The sequence below is a fragment of the Dellaglioa carnosa genome, assembly GCF_026948345.1.
Classification (GTDB): domain Bacteria; phylum Bacillota; class Bacilli; order Lactobacillales; family Lactobacillaceae; genus Dellaglioa; species Dellaglioa algida.
This window is the reverse complement of sequence record NZ_JANXLI010000001.1, coordinates 224,319-248,384: the sequence shown is the minus strand read 5'-3', so window position 1 is coordinate 248,384 and position 24,066 is coordinate 224,319. Positions and strand designations below refer to the sequence as shown.

At 36.0% G+C, this 24,066-nt stretch carries 24 protein-coding genes, 1 riboswitch and 1 other annotated feature; of the genes, 2 read left to right on the top strand and 22 right to left on the bottom strand.

Going from position 1 to position 24,066, the window contains the following annotated elements; translation table 11 throughout:
- The 10 genes from murD to asnB all read right to left on the bottom strand — a co-directional run bounded on the left by murD (position 1) and on the right by asnB (position 11,512).
- The gene (gene murD / locus N0K80_RS01190) at positions 1–1,377 is read right to left on the bottom strand and encodes a UDP-N-acetylmuramoyl-L-alanine--D-glutamate ligase (protein ID WP_269023520.1); all 1,377 of its coding nucleotides are present in this window, start codon (positions 1,375–1,377) and stop codon (positions 1–3) included.
- A gap of 17 nt (positions 1,378–1,394) precedes the next feature.
- Positions 1,395–2,360, bottom strand: coding sequence for a phospho-N-acetylmuramoyl-pentapeptide-transferase (mraY, locus tag N0K80_RS01185; RefSeq protein ID WP_269023519.1), 966 nt, complete (start codon positions 2,358–2,360; stop codon positions 1,395–1,397).
- 21 nt (positions 2,361–2,381) lie between these two features.
- Positions 2,382–3,854 (bottom strand): UDP-N-acetylmuramoyl-L-alanyl-D-glutamate--2,6-diaminopimelate ligase, encoded by a 1,473-nt coding sequence (locus N0K80_RS01180; protein ID WP_269023518.1) that lies wholly within the window; start codon positions 3,852–3,854, stop codon positions 2,382–2,384.
- A 17-nt stretch (positions 3,855–3,871) separates the two neighbouring features.
- Positions 3,872–6,037, bottom strand: coding sequence for a penicillin-binding transpeptidase domain-containing protein (locus N0K80_RS01175; protein ID WP_269023517.1), 2,166 nt, complete (start codon positions 6,035–6,037; stop codon positions 3,872–3,874).
- Positions 6,034–6,414, bottom strand: coding sequence for a cell division protein FtsL (gene ftsL, locus N0K80_RS01170; protein ID WP_146342235.1), 381 nt, complete (start codon positions 6,412–6,414; stop codon positions 6,034–6,036). The genes N0K80_RS01175 and ftsL overlap by 4 nt, the downstream gene beginning before the upstream one ends.
- A 27-nt stretch (positions 6,415–6,441) precedes the next feature.
- Positions 6,442–7,392 (bottom strand): 16S rRNA (cytosine(1402)-N(4))-methyltransferase RsmH, encoded by a 951-nt coding sequence (gene rsmH / locus N0K80_RS01165; protein WP_057973867.1) that lies wholly within the window; start codon positions 7,390–7,392, stop codon positions 6,442–6,444.
- Positions 7,393–7,419: 27 nt separating this feature from the next.
- On the bottom strand, positions 7,420–7,851 hold the full coding sequence (gene mraZ / locus N0K80_RS01160) for a division/cell wall cluster transcriptional repressor MraZ (protein WP_269023516.1): 432 nt from the start codon (positions 7,849–7,851) through the stop codon (positions 7,420–7,422).
- A gap of 174 nt (positions 7,852–8,025) precedes the next feature.
- Positions 8,026–8,391: a DUF3397 family protein gene (locus N0K80_RS01155; protein WP_269023515.1), complete on the bottom strand. Its 366-nt coding sequence runs from the start codon at positions 8,389–8,391 to the stop codon at positions 8,026–8,028.
- 12 nt (positions 8,392–8,403) lie between these two features.
- Positions 8,404–9,603 (bottom strand): aspartate kinase, encoded by a 1,200-nt coding sequence (dapG, locus tag N0K80_RS01150; protein WP_269023514.1) that lies wholly within the window; start codon positions 9,601–9,603, stop codon positions 8,404–8,406.
- Positions 9,604–9,625: 22 nt separating this feature from the next.
- Positions 9,626–11,512 carry an asparagine synthase (glutamine-hydrolyzing) gene (gene asnB, locus N0K80_RS01145; protein ID WP_269007698.1) on the bottom strand — a complete coding sequence of 629 codons (1,887 nt, stop codon included), beginning with the start codon at positions 11,510–11,512 and terminating at the stop codon, positions 9,626–9,628.
- Positions 11,513–11,711: 199 nt separating this feature from the next.
- On the opposite strand from asnB, the gene N0K80_RS01140 reads away from it, so the two are divergent.
- Positions 11,712–12,662, top strand: a complete 951-nt coding sequence (locus tag N0K80_RS01140) for a magnesium transporter CorA family protein (RefSeq protein ID WP_146342241.1) — start codon at positions 11,712–11,714, stop codon at positions 12,660–12,662.
- 63 nt (positions 12,663–12,725) lie between these two features.
- Positions 12,726–12,836 carry a DUF4044 domain-containing protein gene (locus N0K80_RS01135; RefSeq protein WP_083478941.1) on the top strand — a complete coding sequence of 37 codons (111 nt, stop codon included), beginning with the start codon at positions 12,726–12,728 and terminating at the stop codon, positions 12,834–12,836.
- 83 nt (positions 12,837–12,919) lie between these two features.
- Here the strand turns inward: N0K80_RS01135 and thiT are convergent, their stop codons facing one another.
- The 12 genes from thiT to N0K80_RS01075 form a co-directional block, all read right to left on the bottom strand.
- Positions 12,920–13,474, bottom strand: coding sequence for an energy-coupled thiamine transporter ThiT (gene thiT / locus N0K80_RS01130; RefSeq protein ID WP_269023513.1), 555 nt, complete (start codon positions 13,472–13,474; stop codon positions 12,920–12,922).
- 46 nt (positions 13,475–13,520) lie between these two features.
- A riboswitch (TPP riboswitch) is annotated at positions 13,521–13,621 on the bottom strand.
- 53 nt (positions 13,622–13,674) lie between these two features.
- Positions 13,675–15,123, bottom strand: a complete 1,449-nt coding sequence (gene cls / locus N0K80_RS01125) for a cardiolipin synthase (RefSeq protein ID WP_269023512.1) — start codon at positions 15,121–15,123, stop codon at positions 13,675–13,677.
- A gap of 15 nt (positions 15,124–15,138) precedes the next feature.
- Entirely contained in the window at positions 15,139–15,993 is an 855-nt protein-coding gene (locus tag N0K80_RS01120; protein WP_269023511.1) for an amino acid ABC transporter substrate-binding protein, read from the bottom strand.
- Positions 15,994–16,002: 9 nt separating this feature from the next.
- Positions 16,003–16,641 (bottom strand): amino acid ABC transporter ATP-binding protein, encoded by a 639-nt coding sequence (locus tag N0K80_RS01115; protein ID WP_269023510.1) that lies wholly within the window; start codon positions 16,639–16,641, stop codon positions 16,003–16,005.
- Positions 16,642–16,652: 11 nt separating this feature from the next.
- Positions 16,653–17,309: an amino acid ABC transporter permease gene (locus tag N0K80_RS01110; RefSeq protein WP_269023509.1), complete on the bottom strand. Its 657-nt coding sequence runs from the start codon at positions 17,307–17,309 to the stop codon at positions 16,653–16,655.
- 165 nt (positions 17,310–17,474) lie between these two features.
- Positions 17,475–17,711 (bottom strand) — a binding site (T-box leader).
- Positions 17,712–17,755: 44 nt separating this feature from the next.
- Positions 17,756–18,559: a septum site-determining protein MinD gene (gene minD, locus N0K80_RS01105; RefSeq protein ID WP_057973856.1), complete on the bottom strand. Its 804-nt coding sequence runs from the start codon at positions 18,557–18,559 to the stop codon at positions 17,756–17,758.
- Between the two features lie 2 nt (positions 18,560–18,561).
- Positions 18,562–19,233, bottom strand: coding sequence for a septum site-determining protein MinC (locus N0K80_RS01100; protein WP_269007691.1), 672 nt, complete (start codon positions 19,231–19,233; stop codon positions 18,562–18,564).
- A gap of 19 nt (positions 19,234–19,252) precedes the next feature.
- Positions 19,253–19,774 (bottom strand): rod shape-determining protein MreD, encoded by a 522-nt coding sequence (gene mreD / locus N0K80_RS01095; protein WP_269007690.1) that lies wholly within the window; start codon positions 19,772–19,774, stop codon positions 19,253–19,255.
- Positions 19,775–19,787: 13 nt separating this feature from the next.
- Positions 19,788–20,639 (bottom strand): rod shape-determining protein MreC, encoded by an 852-nt coding sequence (gene mreC, locus N0K80_RS01090; RefSeq protein ID WP_269007689.1) that lies wholly within the window; start codon positions 20,637–20,639, stop codon positions 19,788–19,790.
- Between the two features lie 100 nt (positions 20,640–20,739).
- On the bottom strand, positions 20,740–21,744 hold the full coding sequence (locus N0K80_RS01085) for a rod shape-determining protein (protein WP_057973947.1): 1,005 nt from the start codon (positions 21,742–21,744) through the stop codon (positions 20,740–20,742).
- Positions 21,745–21,952: 208 nt separating this feature from the next.
- On the bottom strand, positions 21,953–22,633 hold the full coding sequence (radC, locus tag N0K80_RS01080) for a RadC family protein (protein WP_269023508.1): 681 nt from the start codon (positions 22,631–22,633) through the stop codon (positions 21,953–21,955).
- A 52-nt stretch (positions 22,634–22,685) separates the two neighbouring features.
- Positions 22,686–23,996, bottom strand: a complete 1,311-nt coding sequence (locus N0K80_RS01075; RefSeq protein ID WP_269023507.1) for a bifunctional folylpolyglutamate synthase/dihydrofolate synthase — start codon at positions 23,994–23,996, stop codon at positions 22,686–22,688.
- Positions 23,997–24,066: the final 70 nt, after the last annotated feature.

Genomic DNA, 24,066 nt, shown 5'->3' with positions numbered 1-24,066 from the left:
TTAGTTATCCTCTACTTGCATTAGTTTTTCCACTGCGTCAATATATTGATCTCCACGGACTTCAAATGAAGGGTACTGATCCCAGCTAGCCGCCGCCGGAGACAATAATATAATATCGTTATCCGTGCTTAACTTATAAGCTTCCGGAACCGCATCAACAACATCTTTAACTCGCTTAATTTCTGTAATCCCCGCCGCTTCTCCGGCATCTCTCATTAAATCAGCCGTTTCTCCAAAAACAATCATTGCCTTTACATGTTGTTTAAGTACAGGCACTAATTTTTCAAATGTAAACCCGCGATCTAATCCGCCCGCCAATAAAATAATTGGCTGTGAAAAGCCTTTAACAGCCATCTCAGTTGCTTCAATATTAGTTGCTTTTGAATCATTATAGAATTTACGATGATGCCATGTACTAACGAATTGTGTACGATGTCGTACTCCAGTAAACGTCGTTAGTACCTCTTTAATAGCCGAGTTTTTTACACCTTTAATTTTAACAACCACAATAGCAGCAAGTATATTCTCAATATTATGTTCACCAGGAATATTAACGTCATCCGTCTTCATTATGACTTCATCTTGATAATAAATATTACCATCTTTGACGTAAGCACCTGTTTGTATTTTAGCTAATCTAGAAAAAGGAACCACCTTTGCATGACTAGTTTTGGCTAACTCACGAAGCTCCTCTAAATCCCAATTGACGACAAAAAAATCATTTGAATCCTGGTTTTCTGTTATCCGCATTTTTGCTTTTACATAGTTTTCTCGTGTTTGATGATAATCCGTATGCGCTTCATAAATATTAGTAATTACGGCAATTTCGGGTTTTAACTTATCAATACCACACAATTGAAAACTTGATAATTCGGTTACAATGACATCATTTGAGGTCGCTTTTTTAGCAACGGCAACAGATGAAACACCAATATTACCAGCCACAAATGCTTGGCCCTGCTTTCTTTCTTGATTTAGCATCAATGAAATTAAAGTAGTCGTCGTTGTTTTACCGTTAGTTCCTGTAACACCAATCATTGGTGCCTCAGATATTTCATAAGCTAATTCTGGTTCTGTGATAATTGGTAGGCCTTTTTCCATTGCCTTTGCGATAATTGGATTCGTATATGGAATTCCGGGATTTTTTACGATTAATTCAAAACCTTCATCTAGTAAAGAGAGTGGATGTCCGCCCGTAATCACTTGAATACCTTCGTCCAACAGTTCTTTGGCGTCTGGATTATCTTCAATTTTTTTTCGGTCATTTACCGTTACAGATGCGCCTAACTCTTTTAAAAGTTTAGCCGCGTTCATACCACTCTTCGCTAACCCAACTACTAGAACCTTTTTATTTTGATAATTCGTAATATTCTTCATTCCACTAAGATCTCCCTTTATAAAATAACTAACAATGTCAATATTGCAGAAATTAAGCCAATTGTCCAAAAGACAATGTCAATTTTCCATTCATTCCAACCGCTCATTTCGAAATGGTGATGAATTGGGCTCATTTTAAAGATACGTTTACCCGTCAATTTAAACGAAGCAACTTGCAAAATAACACTTGCCGTTTCACAAACAAATATAATACCAATAAAAATAAGTGATAACTCTTGGTGTAATAAAATTGAAACGGTTGCTAACGCACCGCCCAATGCTAGAGAACCCATATCCCCCATAAAAACTTTAGCGGGTTTATGATTAAACCAGATAAACGCGATAAGAGCACCAATGACTGATAAACAGAAAATAAGTACATCGTCTTGGTGTTGTACGTGTGCAACGACAGCATATGCGCCAAAAGCAATAATAGCTTGTCCAGAAACTAAACCGTCAATTCCATCGGTTAAATTAACTGCGTTAGAGAACCCAACGAGCCAAATAATAATAAAGACCGCATAAAGGATACCTATTGAGACCTCACCGAACCCTAAAATATTAATTGAAAGTGGTAATTGTTCATACATGTAGACTCCGGTAAGGATTAATCCCCCTACTATCTGTCCTAACAATTTTTGCCAAGCCTTCAAGCCTTCATTTTGTCGTTTAAATAATTTGATACTATCATCCCAAAAACCTAGTACAGCATATAGGAACAGGATAAAAATCAGTATCAACATTGCTGGCGTCATAGTTTTCGCCCAGATTGACGTCCAAATTGCCGTGATAATAATTGCAATGTTAAAGACAAATCCGCCCATCGTTGGTGTGCCTGATTTTTTTTCATGCCATTTTGGTCCTTCTTCTCTGATCATTTGACCTTGTTTTCGCATTCTAAAATAACCAATAAATAGTGGCATAAACATAAATGTCAGTGCAAATCCGCTCACCAACGGTATAATCATTTCCGGCTTAGTCATTGTCTTATCCTCGCTTAATTCTTATTTTTTATTTAACGCTACTGTTGCTTCTTCTACATCATCAAAATGAACTTTCTCTCGACCAAGGATTTGATAATCTTCGTGCCCTTTACCTGCAATTAAAACAATGTCACCAGGTTGTGCCTTACTGATTGTTTCAGCAATCGCATCATGTCGATCCATTATAACGGTAGCTCTGTTCTCCGGAATACCAGTTAACATATCTGCCATAATTTGATTAGGGGCTTCGGTTCTTGGATTATCCATCGTAAATACTGGATAATCACTATAATCTGCAGCTATTTTAGCCATTTTTGGTCGTTTACTTTTATCACGATCTCCGCCACAACCCACAATACAATAAACTTTCTTCTGAGCAAAGTCTTGAATCGTTTCTAGAACGTTAAGTAGTCCATCTGGCGTATGTGCATAGTCAACAATGACGCTGACGCCAGTCTTAGAAGGAACCAATTGGAAGCGCCCTTTAACTCCAGTCACTTTTTCAAGTGATTTTATTATCTGCGTTTCATCTAGTCCAGCAGCATATGCGGCACTAAATGCTGCCAACATATTGTATACATTAAATAAGCCAATGAGTTGCATCGTAATATGCGTTGTTTTACCAAAAATAATTAAATCAAATTCAGTTCCATGACTTTTTATTTCAATATTTTTAGCTTGAATCATAGCGTCATCATTTTCGATGCCATATGATAATACTTGAGCAGAAGTAAACTGTGTAAACGTTCTGGCAACGGGGTCATCAAAATTCAAGACGGCTACCTTTGCGTCACCAGACTCAGTGTAATGATTACCAAGCTGCGCAAATAACATACTTTTTGCATGCGCATAGTTATCCATCGTTTTATGGAAATCTAAATGATCTTGCGTTAAATTCGTGAAAACTGCAATATCAAAGTCAATTCCCCAAACACGCCCTAAAACCAATGCGTGTGAAGAAACTTCCATTGCAACGGTGTCGACTTTTTCTTGTTTCATTTGTGCTAAAGTCCGTTGCAACGTAATAACGTCAGGCGTTGTGTTATTTGAAGGATAAACCGTATCATTTATTTTTCGATACATGGTCCCAATTAAACCCGTTTTTTGATTTAAATCACGATAAATTTGCTCAATTAAATGTGTCACCGTTGTTTTACCATTAGTTCCTGTAACACCAATCATTCGCATTTTTTGACTGGGAACGCCATAGAATACATCGGCAAGAATTGCCATCGCACGATTAGTATCCTGCACATATACGACAGGAACTGATACGGAGATTGGTTTGCGGGCTATAATAATTTTTGCCCCTTTTTCAACCGCTTGATTAACAAAATCGTGGCCGTCCACTGTATAACCCTCAACAGCAACAAATATACTATTTTCAACAACTTCCCTTGTATCTTGCGTCAGTAATTTAATATCTAATTCTGAATCAATTGCCATAGATACTTTTTTAAATTTTAAACTTTGAATTAATTTGTTTGCTCTCATAGTCTACATTCACCTTTTTATTTTAACGTTAATTTAACTGTTGTTGATTTCTTTACAACCGTATTTGCTTTAATACTCTGCTCTGAAACGTAGCCACTACCCGTCGTTGTTATATTTAATTTCATTATTTCGGCGGCATTAACGGCATCACTCTTCGACCATCCCGTTAAATCAGGCATCACGATTTCGCCATTAGTTACTAAAAGGACTTTACGACCAGACAATACGGTAGCTCCTGCTGCCGGGTACTGATTTGCTATAGTTCTACCATTTCCAATAACCGCGACATCTAAGTTTTGCTCGTTCAATGTTGATTTAGCTGAAGAAGTCTTGCTACCTTTAACATCTGCGACCATTACATTCGTTTTAGATGATGAAAGGGCCGTTGAGCTATCTTCTTCTAAGGTTCTCTTCATCAATGGATTAAAGACTTGCGCTAGAATCTCGTTTCCAGTTGTACCTTGCATATTTTGTGGTTGTTTCATTGTGACATAAATTACATATTTAGGATCCTTCGCAGGTGCCATTCCAACAACTGAAAAGACATAGTTCGCATCCCCTGTCAGATAACCTGTTCCGTCTGAATTAGCAATCTGCGCTGTCCCTGTTTTGGCAGCTATTTTATAGCCATCAATTTTAAACGCATTCCCAGTTCCATAATCTTTATAAATAACATCCTGCATCATACTAAGGACTTCTTGAGAAGTCGATTTTTTAATGACTTGTCCCATGCTCGTCGTTTTTGCCTGGTAGGTCGTCTTACCCGTATTAGGATCTACAATCTTATCAACAAGCGTTGGTTTTATCATTTTACCATTGTTAGCAAACGCCGTAAAACCTTGCATCATTTGCATAGTTGTCACATTAATTCCTTGTCCAAAGGCAGTATCGGCCTGTTCAATTGGGTATTGGAATTCAATACTTCCATTTGCCTCATTAGCCAAACCTAAATCTGTACTTTTAAGGAATCCAAATTTTTTAATATACTCAAGCCATGCGTTAGGTCCCATTATTTGTTCTAACTTAGCCATACCAACGTTACTTGAACGGGCGAAACCTTCACGATAAGTGATTAACCCCCAACCAGAAGTATTCCAATCGGGTACCATTTTAGTTCCCACTTTTAAAACCCCTGATTTATATGTTGCATTTTCGTTGTACGCACCATTTTCAATGGCAGCGGCCATCGTAAAGACCTTCATAGTTGATCCGGGTTCATAACTATCTTCAATTAAGGTATTACGCCACATTTTAGAAATACCACTTTTAGTATCCGCATTAAATGTCGGGCGTTGACTACCCGCTAAAATTTTCCCATTTTTTGCATTCATAACGACAACATTCATAGATTTTGGATTATATTTTTTTTGAACTTGTGTCAAAGTAGTTTCAAGATACGTTTGTAATTTTGTATCAATTGTTGTGTAAATATTACTACCATTTTCTACTTTTTTCGTTTTTGTTTTTGAGTTAGGTAATTGATACCCATAACTATCCTTTTGAACCTCTTTTAATCCATCTGTCCCACTCAATTGTTTGTTAAATGCTAATTCAAGACCCATTACACCTGATAATTTTGAGTCTCCCGTTTTTTCCGTCGTTTTTGTCACGCCAATTAAATGGGATGCAAAAACACCATTTGGATACAATCTTGCCTGCGTCTTTGTGAAATAAATACCACTTAATCCTGCAGAATTAATTTTATTTTTAGTTTCTAATGACAAGTTCTTTCCAGAGTTTCCAAACTCAACCTGGAAAGTGCCTTTTTTTGCATTTAAAGTATCGTAAACTTTGTTTTCCTTCATGCCAATTGCGTCACCAATAACTTTAGCCGCTTTACGTTTATCCGTTACATACAATGCTTTATGGTTCGCACCGACATATGTTTTTGATAATACAGCGTACACCGAATAGTTTGTTGTATCTTCTGCGATTGGTTGATTTGAGTCGTCATATATCGTCCCTCGACTCGCCTTATCAATACGGCTATTCTCGTACAGCGACTGTGTTTGACTACTCAAATTAACATCTGAGACTTTCCCACCTATGACAATATAAGAAAAACGAATGATAAACATTAAAAGAATCGCGAAAACGGTCAGGATTAGTAGCACACCAAACCTTTGCCTATTTCTACGTTTCTTTTTCATGTCATTTATCATTCGTTGCTTTTGATTATTCATTTCGTTACATTCCTTATTCTACTCTCACTTAAATCGAGACCATTCTTTTTTGCGATACCATTCAATCGATCATTACTTGCAAGTTCGTTAACTTCTTGCGTTAAATCAGAACTTTTAGTTTGAATAGCCGTTATTTCACTGTTGATGTTTTGTAGAAACTGGCTGCTATTAGATAATTCAACCTGTGATGAAACTAACATAATCATCAACACCAAAGAAATGGCACCAATAAAACAAAAGAATGATTTTTCCATATTAGAAAATGCAACTCGTTGTGCGTCAGATTGTGTTTTATGTACAGTTTGTTGTCTTGGATTCCCTTTGTATTCTCTTGTTGGTACTGCTGGCATTTGTCTTGCTGTGCTATTTTGTGCCATAGTATGTAACCCCTTTATTATTGTTCATTATTTTTTCAATCGTTTTATAATTCTTAATTTTGCTGAATGCGCACGTCTATTATTCTCCAATTCTTGCTCTGACGGCAAAATTGGCTTCTTATTGACTAGTGCATAATTCGGTTGGATATCATCTGGAATAACCGGTAACCCCGGTGGCAATTCTGGAAGACTCGTTCGTTCTTTAAACATTGTTTTAACTAATCTATCTTCCAACGACTGGAATGTAATTACGCTAACTTGTCCCGTAACATCAATTAACTCAATCGCTTGTTCTAATGAATCTTCCAAAACACCTAATTCATCGTTAACCGCAATCCGAATTGCTTGAAATACTTTCTTTGCGGGATGCCCACCTGTACGCCGTGCACGTGCTGGGATACCCATTTTAATGAGTTCAACTAATTGACTAGTCGTCACAATCTCTTCTGTTTCTCTAGCATTTTCAATCTGACGGGCAATAGATTTTGCAAATTTTTCTTCACCATATCTGAAAAATATTCTAATTAATTCTTGATATGTCCATTGATTCACAATTTCTTTAGCCGTTAATTCTGCACTTAAATCCATTCGCATATCTAAAGGTGCATCATGTTGATAACTGAATCCTCGTTCTGCAACGTCAAATTGTGGGGATGATACCCCTAAATCATAAAGTACGCCATCTACTGTTGTTACGCCTAGTTCCAGTAGGGCAACTTTTAAATCTTTAAAGTTACGTTTAATAAATGTGACTTGTCCATTTTCTATGTATTCTTTTAAATGTTCTTCATTATACGTAATCGCGGTTTGATCTTGATCAAAGGCATATAAATGCCCTTCCGCACTTAATTGAGACAGGATTAAGGCACTATGGCCGCCACCACCCAAGGTACAGTCAACATATACGCCATCGGGTTTAATTGCTAACCCATCCACTGCCTCATTTAATAATACCGTTTCATGTTCAAATGTTGTCATGGTTTTGTCCCCCTTTATACGTTTTATTTAAAATCCAAAATCAACCATATTTTCTGCAATTTCGTCAAAATTCTCTGATGCACTTTCTGAAAAACTATTCCAGCGATCTTCACTCCAAACCTCGAAACGATTCGAAACGCCAACTAGAACACACTTTTTCTCTAAGTCAGCATGTTGTCTTAAAGGAGCCGGAATATTAATGCGCCCTTGTTTATCAAATTCGCACTCTGTAGCCGCCGAATATAGGAACCTGACAAAAGCACGAGAATCTTTTTTTGTTAATGGAAGCGTTTTTAAATTATCTTCTAGGAGCGCCCACTCTGTTTGCGTGTATCCGAATAAACATCCATCCATACCACGGGTGATAACAAATTTATCGCCCAATTCTTCACGGAACTTAGCCGGAATAATTAATCTACCCTTGGTATCCAAAGTATGTTTAAATTCACCCATAAACATTAGTGTACGCCCCCCTTTCGTAGTAACTATTTAAATTTTACCACAACGCCCCACATTCCACCACTCAATTTCACAATCTTATCTTTTTATATCGTTAAATACAAAAAGATCACTTAACCCTTTCAGGTCAAGTGATCTTTGCATAAGTAATTACTTAAATATAGAAGCATTTAATTAAAATAATAACAAAATTAAAATAATTAGATACCAAATAATCATGTAAATATCAGTTATTTTCCAAATTGTCTTGAAAAACTTTGCGTAAATTAATTCGCCATCTCGATAAGCGTACATAAGCGCACTGGCAATTCCAATTAAGCACCACGCCAATATTAAAAATGGCGCAATAGTTAATCCAAAACCATGCAACGATAAAATATGCGTCAACAAGAGTAGTAATGGTGGTAAAAAATCAACAACTTGTAGCCACTTTGGCCAATATTTACGAAAAATTCGCTTTAATAACGTTAAAATTAAAACAAATCCAACTACCAAAATAATTGACCCAACCCAAGTTCCAAAAAATGTAAAGAGTTTCATAAACTACTCCCTTTAGATATTGTTTAAAAAGACCTCATGCAGTGCATTAACGGCGGTTTTTAAATCATCTTGCTGAACTAAAATCCAAATTGTTGTATAACTATCGGTCGTTTGGAGGATATTAATATCATTTTCAGCCAATGCCGTCACGATTTTTGATGTTACGCCTGGTGTACCTGTCATACCTGCACCTACAATTGAAACTTTAGCACAATTTGCAAGAATTGAGACATCAATTTTTGCCTCCAATAAGAGTCGTTTTGCCTTATCCACGTCATCACTGAGTAAATTAAAAATAACTTTACCGGGTGATATGTTAATAAAATCAACACTCAAATGATTATCCGCCATCAAATTAAAAACATCCTTGGCCGTATGATTATTCGTTTTAATTGTAAATTGAGTAAGACCCGTCACATGTGCGATACCAGTTACGCTACGATAATGTTTCACACCTAAATTACGATCCGTTACAAGTGTCCCCATCTCTTCAGGCCCCTGCCAAGTTGACCGAATTCGAACGGGTACATGTGCTTGTTGTGCAATTTCTACGGCACGCGGATGGATAACTTTAGCACCCTCATGAGCCATATTTGCAACTTCTTCATAGCTAACTGTCTCGAGAAATTTGGCTTTTGTTACTAATCTCGGATCAGCAGTCATCATTCCCGAAACATCAGTAAAAATATCAACACGTTCAGCATCCAGTGCCGCGCCAAGTAATGCCGCAGTTGTATCGCTCCCACCACGTCCAATAGTCGTCGTTTGGCCTTGGCTCGTTGCGCCTTGAAAACCCGTTACCACTAAAACGTCGGCTGTACTGAATGCTTCATAAATTAAGTCGGTATTAATATTAACGACTTTAGCATTTTGAAATTCATCATTCGTTTCAACACCGGCATCTTGACCAGTTAGAGCGGCAGCTTTAATTCCTTCTTTGTTTAATAATTCAGAAAAAACTGCGGCAGAAATAGTTTCGCCAACTGAAACAATCATATCCAACTCTCTATTCGAAAGTAATGACTGTTCCCCATCGACAAGTCCTAATAATGAATCAGTTGCATAAGGAGCTCCTTGTCGACCAATCGCAGATACAACGACAACAACCTGATACCCCTTATCAACTGAGTACTTTACATGTTTCAAGGCTGCTCGTCTTGACTCATCGTCTTGAACCGAGGTGCCACCAAATTTCTGGACCATAATTGTCATTATTTTGAACTCCCACTATTTATTATTTCGCTCTTGCTGTCACTGTCTCACTATCTACTAGCATGTCACTTTCAACATAAATGCGATGCCATACCATAAATGTAAGAACCGTCCATATTTTTCTAGAGTTATCACGAATACCATCACGATGTTCATCTAATAAATCTAAGAAATATTGCTTGTTAAAGAATTCTTCAGTTTGAGAATCATTAATGATTTGTTTAGCCCAATCATACATTTCATCTTTCAACCAGAAACGAATTGGCACAGGAAAACCTAATTTTTTACGATTTAAAACATGATCAGGAACAATACCTTCAGCAGCTTTACGTAAGATATATTTGGTTGTGCCATGCGCAATTCTTAGATCTGCAGGTACTTCAGAAGCAACCGCAAAAACTTCTTTATCCAAGAATGGCGTTCTTAATTCAATACTATGTGCCATTGTTGTTCGATCGGCATTATGCAATAAATCACCATTTAGCCATGTATGCATATCAATAAACTGCATTTGATCAATTTTGTTGTAATCTTTTGATGCATCATAATATTGACCCGTAATACTTTGGAATGGGTGTTCTTTATTATAATCTTTAAAGAACGCTTGCTTCTCTTTTTCATTAAAGATAAAGGCATTACCAACATAGCGGTCTTCCATTGGTGTTGTTCCTCTAAGAAGGAAACTTTGACCACGCATACCTTTTGGCATCATCTGGGCAATCTTGTTTAATGCGCCATTAATGGGTTTCGTGTATTTGAATCCTTTTAATGATTCGGGTTCATGGTAAATTGTATACCCACCAAATAATTCATCAGCGCCTTCTCCTGTCAAAGCAACTTTAACTCGTGTTCTAGCTTCTTTGGCAAGGAAATATTGAGGCACAGCAGCCGGATCAGCCAAGGGATCATCCATGTTCCAGATGAAATGTGGAAATGCCTTCATAAACGCTTCAGCCGTAATAACGGAACTAAAGTTAGCAACATTCAGTTTCTCTGCAGTTTCTTGAGCGACATCTAGCTCGCTGTAACCTTCACGTTCAAATCCAACCGAAATTGTTTCCAATTTTGGATTTAATTCTCTGGCAATGGCCACAATAATAGATGAATCAATCCCACCTGACAAGAACGAACCCACGGGAACGTCAGCACGCATATGTTTTTCAACAGAGTCAATTAAGACATCCTTAATGCGTTTAATGTACGTTTCTTCAGGACGAACCACTGGATGAAATTCAGCAGAAAAATACTGCGTAATAACAGGTTCTTCACCCATTTTTTTAGTTAAATAATGTCCAGGTTGTAACATATTAATTTCTTTAGTCAGCGTCTCTGGTTCCGGCACAAATTGGAATGTCATATAATCTTGAAGCGCATCTTTATCAAACGTTTTATTCTTCAAAACTTTATAGATTGCCTTACTTTCAGACCCATAATAGAATTGATCATCAGCCGTAGCATAATAGAATGGTTTAATTCCAAACTGATCACGTGCAGCAAAAAGCGTCTTTTCTTGTGTATCCCAAATAACAAACCCGAACATACCTCGGAATTGTTTAACCGCTTCTGCGCCATATTTAGCATACATACCAAGAATTACTTCTGAATCAGAATCTGTTTTAAATTCGTAACCATCAGCAATTAACGATTCACGTAATTCGATGTAATTATAAATTTCACCATTAAACGTTAACCAATACCGTTCATTTTCATATGAAAGAGGTTGGTGCCCACCTTCTAAATCAATTATACTTAATCTTCTAAAACCCATTGTGATATCATCATCATTAAAATAACCTGAATCATCAGGTCCACGATGAACGAGCATCTTCGTCATATTATGAACAATTTTATCGTAATCATTGTCTGTATTTTTTTGTCTGTTACTCAATACGCCTGCAAATCCACACATAATTTTCATCCCTCATTTCCATAAAATCAATGTCTTATATTATAGATGTTTCTACAATAAATTTCAATTTTGCTTACAGTTATGTTTATCATTATAGCGTATTTGAACTAATCTTAACAACTAGATGTCTGAATTAACGAAAGCTTAAAAAATTTGGTATACTGGGTATCATGATATACGAATAAAGGAGTTTTAAAATTTGATAGAATATTACGCGTCAACTGAATCCGGAAAAATTGAAAAAATAACTGAATATGGTGATTTATGTTGGATTAATGTCACAGGGCCCTCCGCAGATGAAGTCGATGAACTTGTCGCTAAATATGCCATCCCTAGGGATTACATAACTGCCGTACTGGATGATCAAGAAAACTCAAGAACTGAAGGTTTGTCTCAAAATACTGTCCCTGATTTAGTCTTAATGCAATATCCCCATCGAATTAGGAACTCATTGGGTTACCTTGAATACCAAACTTTCCCCTTTTCAATCATTTTAGCAGGAGATGCGATTATTACTGTGTCAAATAGTACTCCTGACTTTATCAATGAATTTATCTCAGACAGCCCAGTTCATAAAATTAAAACAACTACACCCGATCAATTTACATTAAAATTACTTTGGTATTTATCACAAAATTTTGTATTTGCACTAAATACAATCATTCAAGAAACTGAAAATTTAGAAAAATCTCTTGCTAAGGCGACCAAAAATGAGCAGTACTACCAAATGATGTCCATGCAAAAAAGTCTGGTCTATTTTGATGCCGCACTGAAGAAAAATAATCCAGTTCTACAATCCATGGCTGATTCCAATGAACATTTTAAGCAAAAAAAGATTGATGACTTATTGACGGATGTATTAATTGAAAATCAACAAGCAGAGACCATGACAATGATTCAAACTAAAATTTTAGATAATTATGGAGAGATGGTTTCATCGGTCATCTCAAATAATCTAAATATTATTATGAAAGTTTTAACATCCATGACTATTATTTTAACCATTCCAACTATTATTGGTGGAATGTATGGTATGAACGTTCCACTTCCCGGAGTAAATATGCCCTTTTCATTCTGGTGGCTACAATTGTTAACCTTAATTATCTGTTTATTAACTGCCTATTATTTAAAGAAAAATGACTACTTTTAAGTTGACATATCGTTATTAAAAAAGTTATAGTTACACTATTAGATTTGAGAGGTTGGATAAAATATGAAAAAACAGAAATCTACATTCCAAAAGATTACAATGGTTGTTGTATGGTTAATGATTCTCGTAACAATCGGTGGCGTTGTTTTAACCGCAGTTATGTCAATCGCTTAATTTAAAGAGTCATATCCCGACTGGGTGTGGCTCTTTTTTTATACAAAAAAACGGCTAGAATCAGCCGTCTTAATTTATATATTTTATTCAGCAAGAAAAATTCCTGAATTTTTTTTAAGCATAATAGTAAGAATTAATGTAGCAATAATCATATTGATAAGCATGCTACCACCATTAATGACAGCGGAGTAAACGACCGGTGAAAGTCCCCACTGAACATACTTCGACCAAAATATGATACCAGCCATGAAATGAGCAAGATATTTCAAGAAGACGGCCAGTAGAATTGCCAATGTCAATGATTGGATAGCACCATGCGTATTTTTAGAACGTAACTGATTCAAAAAGTGCCCAGAGAACAGGCCAGAAAAGCCCAATACAACATTGGCAACGGGATATTCTAGAATAGCTTGAACCGGCGTTAAAACATAAGCCGTTCCAATTAGTATCGGCAAGATACCATAAAGCAATCCAATAATTAACCCCATTTTCAACCCACGTCTTAAGCTATACACGACAATGGGCAAAATACCCAATGCAATATCCACGTTCGGTGGGTTAGGTACAAATGATAGCGCCATTGCTAAAGCGGCCATAACGACCCCTTCTAACAAAATTAATAATTTTTTTCTTTCCAACAAAAAAACCTCCTTTGACTTAGTAAACCAAGCACAAAGAAGGTGTTAAGCTTCTACACACAATTCCTACGTTTGCATTAACAAACAGGTTCCAAGGGTCTGAATTTCTTCACTCTCAGCCAGATATCGGCTCCCCTTTGTGTTGGTCTCCACCGACTAATATCGCATATAACCAAAGAAACGTCAAGCGTTTTCAATTGCTATAGTATAGGTGAAAGAAGTCTTGAAAATTGTTGTTTAAACTTTAACCAATGAGATTGATCGTGAAAATACTTTTTCGTTAATAAATCACTTTGTTTCATGTCAGCTTCAAAGATATTTTTGAGCGAAACCGCAACTGCCGTGTCATAGATAAATGCATTCGCTTCAAAGTTTAACTTAAAGCTTCTAAAATCAAAATTAGCAGACCCAACAGATGCAACCATATCATCTATCACAACCGTTTTAGCGTGTAAGAACCCATCATTATATTGGTAAAGTTCTGCTCCAATATTAGTTAAGTCTTTCGCATAATATTGCGTGGCGCGATAAACAAAAGCATGATCTGGCATTGACGGAATCATAATTCTTACTTGCACACCTGATGATACGGCGATGTCTAAGGCTTCCATCACGGAATCATCGGGAATAAGATATGGCGTTTGTATATAAATATATTTTTTTGCGGAGTTAATTAATTTGATATAGCCCTTTTTTATTTGTTCAATTTCCGAATCAGGACCACTCGATACAATTTGCATATTGACGTTACCCTTAGATTCTGTCTGAGGGAAATAATCTGACTGATAGTTAATCTGGTTATTTCCTGCAGTTGCATTCCAATCCATAATAAATCGACTTTGTAATGAACCAACTGAGTTTCCAAAGATACGAATATGTGTATCTCGCCAGTGACCAAATTTTTCACTCTCGCCTAAGTATTGATCCCCTACGTTAAATCCACCAATGTACCCAATTTCGCCATCAATAACGACAATTTTCCTATGATCTCTAAAGTTTAATCGGAGATCTGAAAATGAAAAATGTGATCCAAAGAACGCTTCCGCCTTACCACCTAATTGTTCGAATCGTTTAAAAAATTTTCTGGTTGTTCCTTTTGATCCCAAGGCATCATAAATAATTCTAACTTCAAGTCCCTCGCTAACTTTAGTTTCGAGCAATGTCAGCAATTCGTTACCTATACGTCCGTCCTCAAACGTATAATATTCAACGTGAACATGATGCTTAGCTTTTCGAATATCGTCAAATAAAGAGTTAAATTTATCATGTCCATCAGTGAATATTTGCACGTCGTTCTTTTTTGTCAAGATCGATTTTTCTATTTCTAGAAACATGTGCATGATTTCATTTACATCATCGGTAAACTCACCACTTGTTGTTAACTCGCCTCTGGCCCATTCTTTTTTTTGTTGGCTAACTAATTGATCGACGCCCATACGATCTTGCGTTTTAATATCAAAAATCTTTTCCCTAGAAATCTTCTTACCAAAAAAAAGATAAATTAAAAATCCAAATATGGGTACACCAATTAAAACGAGAAGCCATGCCCATGTCGCAGCAATATCCCGTCTTTCTCTAAATACAGTCATAATTGCCGCTAGCAAGTTTAATACAAAAATAAGTAGCACACCAATGTTTACGTATGTCATTTGGTTCCTCCGGGTTTAATTATTCCGAACAGTTGTATCCTCACCGAACCATTTATGATTCAGCTTTTTAAGATAACCTTCGTTTTGTAATTCAGTTATTGCTTTATTAATCTTCAACTTCATTGTAACATCAGATTTTCTTAAACCCACAGCGAAATCTTCAGTCTTAAACTTACCATCAATTACACGATATGAATTTGAGTTTGTCTGATGTTCAATGAAATAATTTGCATAAACATCATCAATTAACAAACCTTGAATTCGATCAGCATTTAAATCGATGAACGCGTTATCGAATGAATCATATTGTATCGGTTCTTCATCTTGAATCTTATTTTTTAAAATATTAGGATACAAATTCAAACTATCAAATCCGGCAGATCCGCTCTGAACACCTAAGATTTTATTTTTCATTTCAGAAAATGAATTGATTTCACTTGATTTCTTTGTAACAACTACTTGTTTATTTGTTAAATACGTCCGACTAAATGCAACAGTTTTAGCACGTGCAGTCGTTTTTGTATAACCATTCCAAATTAAATCAATCGTCCCATTCTTCAATTCAGTTTCTTTCATGGACCAGTCAATTGTTTGAAAATCAACCTTAATACCATATTTTTCAAAAACTTTCTTTGCTAAATCGACATCATACCCGACCAATTTACCATCTTTTTGTCTAAACGTCATTGGGACAAAACTATCATCAATTCCAATAACGACCGTGCCTTTTTGTTGAATCGCCTTCCAATCATCCGTTAAATTCATTGATTGATTTGCATCTTTCATTTTATCATTGCTGCATCCAGTCAATCCAGTAAAAAATACTAATAATAGCATTGAGAGTACAATCTTTTTTATTAATTGAGTCATTTTTATCCTCTAATCTTCAAGCGGTTTAACTTTCAACATCTTATCCGCAATATTCTCAGCAAATGGAACATCATGCGTCACAACTATTTGTGTCATACCATCCCTCTTCAGCGATAATATTAAATCTTCTACTTCTTGACGTAGAGCTGGGTCAAGCGCTGAAGTTGGTTCATCGTAACATAATATTTTGGGATTCATTGCCAGTGCACGTGCGATAGCAACCCGTTGTTTTTGACCACCGGATAATTGATAAGGGTAAAGATGCCCCTTGCTTCCTAAAGATAACCGATCCAACAATTTTTGCGCATCTTCATCTGCTTTAACCTTATTATGCTTCAAGACCATTTTTGGGGCTAATGTTATATTGTCTAATACTGATAGATGTGGAAATAATTGAAACTCTTGAAAGACAACACCTATAACACTCTCGTTAGTTGTATTCCGATAAGGATCAAATGGCGAAGCGTCAATTAAAATTTCACCAGAACTAATTGATTCTAATCCGCTAATACAACGTAATAACGTCGTTTTTCCACCACCTGATGGACCAACGATACTCACAATTTCCCCGTCATTAACTGTTAAATTAATATTATCCAAAATTAATCGTTTACCATAGTACTTTGTCAGATTTTTTAACTCTAGCATAGAATCACCCCTTATTTGTAGTAACTGTAGTGTTTTTCAATTTTCTTTAAAATAAGTGTAAATATCGCGGTCAATAGCAGATAAATTGCGCCAACCATCAGAAGTGGCACCAGCGTCACGTCTCGACTCGTTGCAACATTTCCGGCGCGTAATAAATCACCCAAACCAATAACGTAGACCAAACTTGAGTCCTTAACTAAATTAATAATTTCGTTTCCAATTGATGGCAATACAATTTTAAACACTTGTGGAATAACAATTGTTCGAATTGTTTGCCAATATGACAGACGTAGTACTTTTGCACTCTCGTATTGGCCCTTAGGGATAGATTGCAACCCACCTCTGAATATTTCAGCAAAATAAGCACCGTAATTTAAAATAAAGGCAAAAAGTGCAGCATCATAACGACCAAATACGATATGAATATGGAATTGTTGTAATGTAGGAAGTCCATAGAATACAAAAATTAATTGTAGTAGTAACGGTGTACCCCGCATTAACCAAACATAAAAATTCAAAAAATATTTAATTGGTTTTATTTTTGAATTTAATCCTAGGCCAACTAATAATCCGAGTGGAATTGAACCAATAATCGTCCAAAAAAATATTTCTAATGTTAACTTAGCACCATCTAGTAACGATGGCAAAATTTCTAATATGTAAGTCATTAAATGATCTCCTTTTAAATTAAATAAAAAAATCCCCTCAAGCCAAATTGACTCAAGAGGACGATAACCGCGGTTCCACCTCAAATTTATATTTTTCTCACGAAAAATATCTTATGCAGATAAATAAAAATGGGTATAAAAAAACTCTATAGTCAAAAATTGACTATAGAGGGCAACAAAAAGTCGCGGTTCCACCTCAAGCTTCATTAAATTCTCACGAATTTAATCTCAACGAGTTTATTAAACTGCAGCTATAACGGGCTTATCCCGGGATTCCCTAGTAAACTAGTTGAGGAACCCAACTCGCAGATGTGTTTCAGACTTGGAGACTGTATCTTTGCAGCAACCGATACTCTCTTTAAAAGTTTATCCAAGACTTAATCTTCTGTTCAACGTTTTTCTTAATTGATAACAATTTAGCACATAGGTCTTAACAATGTCAAGGCTTAGTCCTTTTTAAACCATGATCCTACTTTTTTCCAGAACCCTTTTTGTGGTTGTTTAATTGTCATAAGTGGTACTGTTTCACCAAGCAATCGACGTGCTATATTGCGGTAACCCAAACCTGCCGGATTTTTTGAATCCAAAACGATAGGTTCCCCATGATTAGATGTACTAATTACGGCATCATCATCAACAATAATACCTAATAAATCAATTGATAAATGACGTGTGATTTCGTCAACGTCCATTGATTGGCCATCTTCCATCATTTGACGGCGAATACGGTTGATGATTAATTTAGGTTGTTGAAGTAGTGGATTTTGTTCTAACAAACCAACTACACGATCTGCATCACGTACTGCCGAAATTTCAGGTGTTGTTACAATAATTGCCATATCTGCTCCTGCAATAGCATTCATAAATCCTTGTTCAATACCAGCAGGACAATCAATAATTACATAATCAAATTCTTCTTTTAACTCATCAACGATGGCCTTAACTTGTTCAGGAACCAATGCAGATTTATCCGTATTCTGTGCGGCTGGTAACAAGTACAAGTATTCATTAAATCGTTTATCTTTAATTAAGGCTTGGTGCAAACGAGCACGGCCTTCTGCCACATCCACGATATCAAATAAAATACGATTATCAAGACCTAAAACAACGTCCAAATTTCGTAATCCAATATCTAAATCCATTAATACAACTTTTTTCTCAAGAAGTGCCAATGCAGTTCCAATATTTGCAGATGAAGTTGTTTTACCAACCCCACCCTTACCAGATGTTACAACAATTGCTTTTCCCATCTCTAATATCCTCCTGCTTGATTAAATAATTTTGGTCGAAGTGATTTCAATTCATCTCGGTTACCATAATCAATGATATGTAAATCATTAACATAAATAACTGTGTCTTGACTATTTGTGACCTTCTCGTCATCAATAATATCGACTAGTTCGCCAATTCGAACTTGTGAGGCCGCTGATACATCACCCACAATGATACTGTCCGTATCATTTTCAAATCCTGCATGGATGACACCTTGAACCTCACCCATAACAAAAATATTGCCGGTGGCCCGTAATTGTCCACCTTGGTGTAGTTTACCTAAAAATAAAACGTCACCTTTTAAATCAACTATTTGTCCGCTTCTAATTGTTCGATAGGAAAGATGCACATTGTCATTTTCTTTTAAAATATTAGCGTCTTCTATGGTCATTACTTCCGATTCAATTTTATGTACTTTAAAATTATGGTACTCAGAAATAATTTTCTCAATTTTTTGCTTTTCTTCCGCTGTAAATAATCGATTCTCTGTCTTAATATCAAACGAAATTACTGTATCGTCGGCATTTTTCTTTTCAGCACTCAAATTATCAAATAATTCTCTAAGCTCAACTAAAATCTTATCGAGACCAAAATCCTGCTTAAGGATAATTTCGTAACCATCCTTATATCCTTTTAAAATAACACTCTGCATTTACGTTCACCCCTAAGTCTTAATTATATCGATTCACTGATTCCATTAATTTTGATATTGGATAGTACAAAATCACAAATAATACTAAATTAAATGCTAACGTTGGTCCAAATGACGTACTAATAAACGTTGTTACAGATTCATTAGCAAATCCTATCATCTCATTAATCGCATAGTATGAGACCTCTAAAACCGTTAAATCAATAAAATAAATAAGTAATAAAACGAAAAATGATGGTTCAAAATATTGATAGGCAATTTTAGTTAGATAAACAATTAGCGGCAATAAGATCATGTAGATGCCCAAAATACCAGTGTAGTAACTATCAAAGGCCAATCCGATCCCAAATGCCCATAGTTCAAGGTGTTTATTATCCGAGTAAAAGATACCCATTATTAACCATAGCAATAACAGATGGCTAACCATAATGGTTGTTTGCGATTGCAATTGTGGCGTAAAAATAAATTGTATTGTACCATCCAAAAAGAAGGAAATAATCATTCCTGCCGGAAAAAGGTACCGCTTATTTTTATTTTTCATTTATTTTCACCTTCTAATTTAGAGTCTGAGCAATTGTGACCACTGTCAAATCACTCAGATCTGCTGCAGGTTTAATATATATTTTAGATGCAAGGCCATAATCACCTTTTTCAATCTTAGCTACATCCCCAATATTTAAACCTTTTGGTGTTGTACCTCCAAGACCAGAAGTCACAACTGCATCACCCTTTTTCAAAGGTTTTTTAGAAGTAATTTGACCCATAATTAATAAATTATCCGTCTTGTCATAACCGGTAATTAATCCGTTAACAATATCACCATCAGAATTAGTTACCTGTACGGCAAATCGATTAGCAGAATCATTTGTAGTTGATATTAATTCAACCTTACTATTGGTTTTATTAACCTCAATCACTCGACCGATTAATCCAGAGCCAGCCATTACTGGCGCATTCTTTTTAACACCTGATGCACTACCCTTGCTAATAACAAGTTGGTTTAACCAACCTGAAGGTAGTCGTGTTAAAACTGAAGCATTTATTGAGGTATAGTCAGTCAACGTACTGTTTAACTTTAATTCTTTTTTCAATTGTTTGTTTTCATTTTTGACAGTATCTGATTCAACTTGAACCTGTGCTAATTTATCAACTTGTTTTTTTAATTTCTGATTTTCTTGGTATGTATTTAAAAGATCAGATATGCCAACAACTGAACTTTTTAAGCCATTTGCAGGATAACTAACTGCTCTATCAAATAGACCAACAACATCATTGCCAAATTCTTGAATTAGCGGCGGTGTTGATTTTTTATTTCTAACGGAAACTGAAAATGAAATTAAACTAAAGCTCACAATAATGGCAATTAAAATGATTATTAGTCTTCTATTTGAAAAAAATTTTTGCATGTTCGCTATCCTCCACTTACCTTATGATTAACTAAAAAATTAAGAGGTTGGATGAATAACCTCCAACCTCTTTATTTTCTAGCTTATGTGATTTTTAAAACTATCTTTTCTTCATTACGTCAATACTCTTCAATGATTCACCTGTACCAATTGCAACACAGTCAAGCGGATCATTTGCGATAAAGACTGGAACTTTTGTTACTTCTGAAATAACTTCTGATAAATTCTTCAACAATGCACCACCGCCGGTTAAGACGATACCATGATCAATTACATCAGCAGCAATTTCTGGAGAAGTTTCTTCCAAAGTTTCCTTGATAGCCGTAATAATTTCAGTGATAGATTCTTGAATGGCAACTGCGATATCAGTTGCTTTAATTGTAACCGTCTTAGGAAGACCCGTGATTAAATCACGCCCTCTAACAGTTGCATCTGCAATTGAAGCAGCTTCCTCAACTGAGGCAGATGCAATATCCATTTTTAATTGTTCGGCAGTTCTTTCACCAATCAATAAGTTAAAGTTTTGACGAATATATGACACAATCGAATCGTCTAATTTGTCGCCGGCCATCCTAATAGAACGACTTGAAACAATACCGCCTAAAGAAATAGTAGCAACATCAGTTGTACCACCACCGATGTCAACAACCATGCTACCTGTTGGATCCATAACTGGTAATCCAGCACCAACTGCTGCAGCAAAAGGTTCTTCGATAACGTAAGCGTCACGCGCACCAGCAACACGAGTTGCATCGATAACGGCACGTTTTTCAACTTCTGTAACACCACTTGGTACACAAACCATCACGTAAGGTTTACCCGCAGATTTACCTAAAGCTTTTTGAATGTAATATTTCATCATAGCAACTGTTGTGTCATAATCAGCAATTACCCCATCTTTCATTGGGCGAATAGCCACAATGCTACTTGGTGTACGGCCGATCATTGCACGAGCATCTTCTCCAACAGAAACAATTTCATCCGTTTTAACATTTTTAGCGACGACTGAAGGTTCACGTAAAACGATACCTTTTCCTTCAACATACACGATTGTATTAGCTGTTCCTAAATCAATTCCAATATTCTTTGTTCCAAATCCAAACACAGTCTTTCTTCCCTTCATCGTCAGCCTTCTAGGCGCTTTTATTCGTAGTCTTCATATTATATCATAATCAAAAGTGAGATTTCATTCAATATTTGCTAAATTTTATTAAGATTATCTTAAATTAGTTATAAGCGATTTAAACCTGAACCCATAACCTTATTAAGTCTATCATATCTATTTTCATAGAACAAGAGAGCGCCCTTGATATTCAAAGGACGCCCTCTTCTTTCATACTAAGATAGTTGGTATTACCCGAAATGATATGATCCAATAATTCGATTCCCATGAGAATCCCACACTTTTCAACTCGTTTAGAAAATATAATATCATTTTTGGAAGGTGTAACGTCTCCACTCGGATGATTATGGACTAATATTATCTTAGCCGCACCATACTTCAATGCAACCGCAAAAACATCCCTTGGATGAACTGTCGCAGAGTTTAAGGTGCCAATAAATAGCGTTTCTTGCTTCACGATTTGATTCTTTGTATCCAAAAATAACCCGATTAAATATTCCTGATTCAAACCACTCAGCTCCGCGACCATTCTTTCCCCGGCATCATGGCTTGAGCAAATCTGGCCACAAATAAAATGCGGTTCGCTGTTAACTCGCGCACCAAACGCAATAATAGCTTGTAATTGTAACGCCGACGCTTCATTTTTCTCACCTAATAATAGGTGATAGTCGGTTAAACATGCTTTTTTTAGTTGTCCGAGTGATTGGTAACGTGATGAAAAATAAGCAATTGCTTGTTCAATATCGGTAGACTTCGTTAATAACAGACTAAATATAACTGTTAGCAATTCTTTGTCTGTCAAATTATCACATTGATATTTTTTAATTTGGGTTAATAAATACGCATTTGGGCAGTTAGAAATAAGTGACATCTCAATTCCTCCTATTTCTAACTAAATACGATAAATTTACGCGATAAAATTATTATTCGACAAAATAATGACGAACTTCTGAAATAAAATATAGTGAACCTGTCACAAGCAATAAATCGTCAGTCGACATTGAATGAACACTTTGGACTAATGCCGTTTTCCAATCGTCCTGAAATGATACATTTTTAAATTGCGTGATGTCAAAATCATTTAATTGACTTACTTTTCTTGGACCTGCAAATTGTGTCAAAATAATATGCACATGAGGTACCGTTACTAATTTTTTAAGCATCTGCTCACCTTGTTTATCAGCCAATACCGAAAAGATAATCGTTATCTCTTTATCTTGAAAACGCGTCCGTAATAACTGAACGATCCTATCTATTGCCGCAACATTATGTGCGCCATCCAAAACAACTAGTGGTTCATCATTCACTTTTTCAAAACGTCCCGGCCACGTTGTTACATTAATCCCTTGTCTAATTAGTTTCATATTAGGTGCCCAACCTTGAATACTGGCGACTTGCTCAAATGCAGCAATTGCCGTTGCTGCATTCTCATCTTGAAACATTCCCAATAAAGGAACTGTAAGTTGCTTAATTGTCAGTTCTTTTGACTGATATGTTAGAACTTCTGCCCAAGATGATTTAACGCCAGAAGATTTCACTTTAAAATCAAAGCCTAACCGAGCTATATGGCTATTTTTCTTTTCAGCTTCTTCGGTAATAACCCGAAAGACGGCATCAGTGACATTACCAACAACAAGTGGACGATTATGTTTAATAATCCCCGCCTTCTGTTGGGCAATTTTTTCAATCGTATCACCCAAAATCTTCATGTGATCTAATCCAATCGTTGTTATAACTGAAAGAATGGGGTCAATAATATTAGTTGAATCGTATTTTCCACCCAACCCGGTCTCAACAACTACAATGTCTACTGGATGGCTCACACCAAAGTAGACAAACATCATTGCCGTGATAATCTCAAATTCAGTTGGACCACCTTCTAAATCAGCTAATTCGACATCCATTTGGTCAATAGTTGGCTTTACAGTATTAACTAAATTCAATAAGGTGTCATCATCAATCATCCGTCCATTTAACGAAATACGTTCATTAAATTTCACAATAAAAGGTGATGTGTACGTCCCTACACTTAGTCCCTGCGCAATGAATAATTCACGCAAGAAGGCGACCGTTGATCCCTTTCCGTTTGTTCCCGCGACATGAATCATTGTGATATTATCTTGCGGATTATCCAATCGTTGCATCAACGATTTCATTCTCCCCAAAGATGGGCTTTTTTTAAATTGTGTCCTGCCATGAATAAATGCAATTGCTTCTTCATAATTTGTGATCAATTTCCAATCCCACTTTCTAAAAAAATAGAAGTATCTCAGGTTATTGTACCCGAAATACCTCTATATTGTT

Bases quoted from the DNA above. Each gene is read 5' to 3' on its own strand.
- mreD (WP_269007690.1), bottom strand. From the start codon at position 19,774: ATGAAAAATAAAAATAAGCGGTACCTTTTTCCGGCAGGAATGATTATT.
- N0K80_RS01110 (WP_269023509.1), bottom strand. From the start codon at position 17,309: ATGACTTACATATTAGAAATTTTGCCATCGTTACTAGATGGTGCTAAG.
- asnB (WP_269007698.1), bottom strand. From the start codon at position 11,512: ATGTGTGGATTTGCAGGCGTATTGAGTAACAGACAAAAAAATACAGAC.
- minD (WP_057973856.1), bottom strand. From the start codon at position 18,559: ATGGGAAAAGCAATTGTTGTAACATCTGGTAAGGGTGGGGTTGGTAAA.
- N0K80_RS01175 (WP_269023517.1), bottom strand. From the start codon at position 6,037: ATGAATAATCAAAAGCAACGAATGATAAATGACATGAAAAAGAAACGT.
- N0K80_RS01135 (WP_083478941.1), top strand. From the start codon at position 12,726: ATGAAAAAACAGAAATCTACATTCCAAAAGATTACAATGGTTGTTGTA.
- N0K80_RS01180 (WP_269023518.1), bottom strand. From the start codon at position 3,854: ATGAGAGCAAACAAATTAATTCAAAGTTTAAAATTTAAAAAAGTATCT.
- radC (WP_269023508.1), bottom strand. From the start codon at position 22,633: ATGTCACTTATTTCTAACTGCCCAAATGCGTATTTATTAACCCAAATT.
- N0K80_RS01115 (WP_269023510.1), bottom strand. From the start codon at position 16,641: ATGCTAGAGTTAAAAAATCTGACAAAGTACTATGGTAAACGATTAATT.
- cls (WP_269023512.1), bottom strand. From the start codon at position 15,123: ATGACATACGTAAACATTGGTGTGCTACTTATTTTTGTATTAAACTTG.
- rsmH (WP_057973867.1), bottom strand. From the start codon at position 7,392: ATGACAACATTTGAACATGAAACGGTATTATTAAATGAGGCAGTGGAT.
- mreC (WP_269007689.1), bottom strand. From the start codon at position 20,639: ATGCAAAAATTTTTTTCAAATAGAAGACTAATAATCATTTTAATTGCC.
- N0K80_RS01120 (WP_269023511.1), bottom strand. From the start codon at position 15,993: ATGACTCAATTAATAAAAAAGATTGTACTCTCAATGCTATTATTAGTA.
- mraZ (WP_269023516.1), bottom strand. From the start codon at position 7,851: ATGTTTATGGGTGAATTTAAACATACTTTGGATACCAAGGGTAGATTA.
- dapG (WP_269023514.1), bottom strand. From the start codon at position 9,603: ATGACAATTATGGTCCAGAAATTTGGTGGCACCTCGGTTCAAGACGAT.
- ftsL (WP_146342235.1), bottom strand. From the start codon at position 6,414: ATGGCACAAAATAGCACAGCAAGACAAATGCCAGCAGTACCAACAAGA.
- mraY (WP_269023519.1), bottom strand. From the start codon at position 2,360: ATGACTAAGCCGGAAATGATTATACCGTTGGTGAGCGGATTTGCACTG.
- N0K80_RS01100 (WP_269007691.1), bottom strand. From the start codon at position 19,233: ATGCAGAGTGTTATTTTAAAAGGATATAAGGATGGTTACGAAATTATC.
- murD (WP_269023520.1), bottom strand. From the start codon at position 1,377: ATGAAGAATATTACGAATTATCAAAATAAAAAGGTTCTAGTAGTTGGG.
- N0K80_RS01155 (WP_269023515.1), bottom strand. From the start codon at position 8,391: ATGAAACTCTTTACATTTTTTGGAACTTGGGTTGGGTCAATTATTTTG.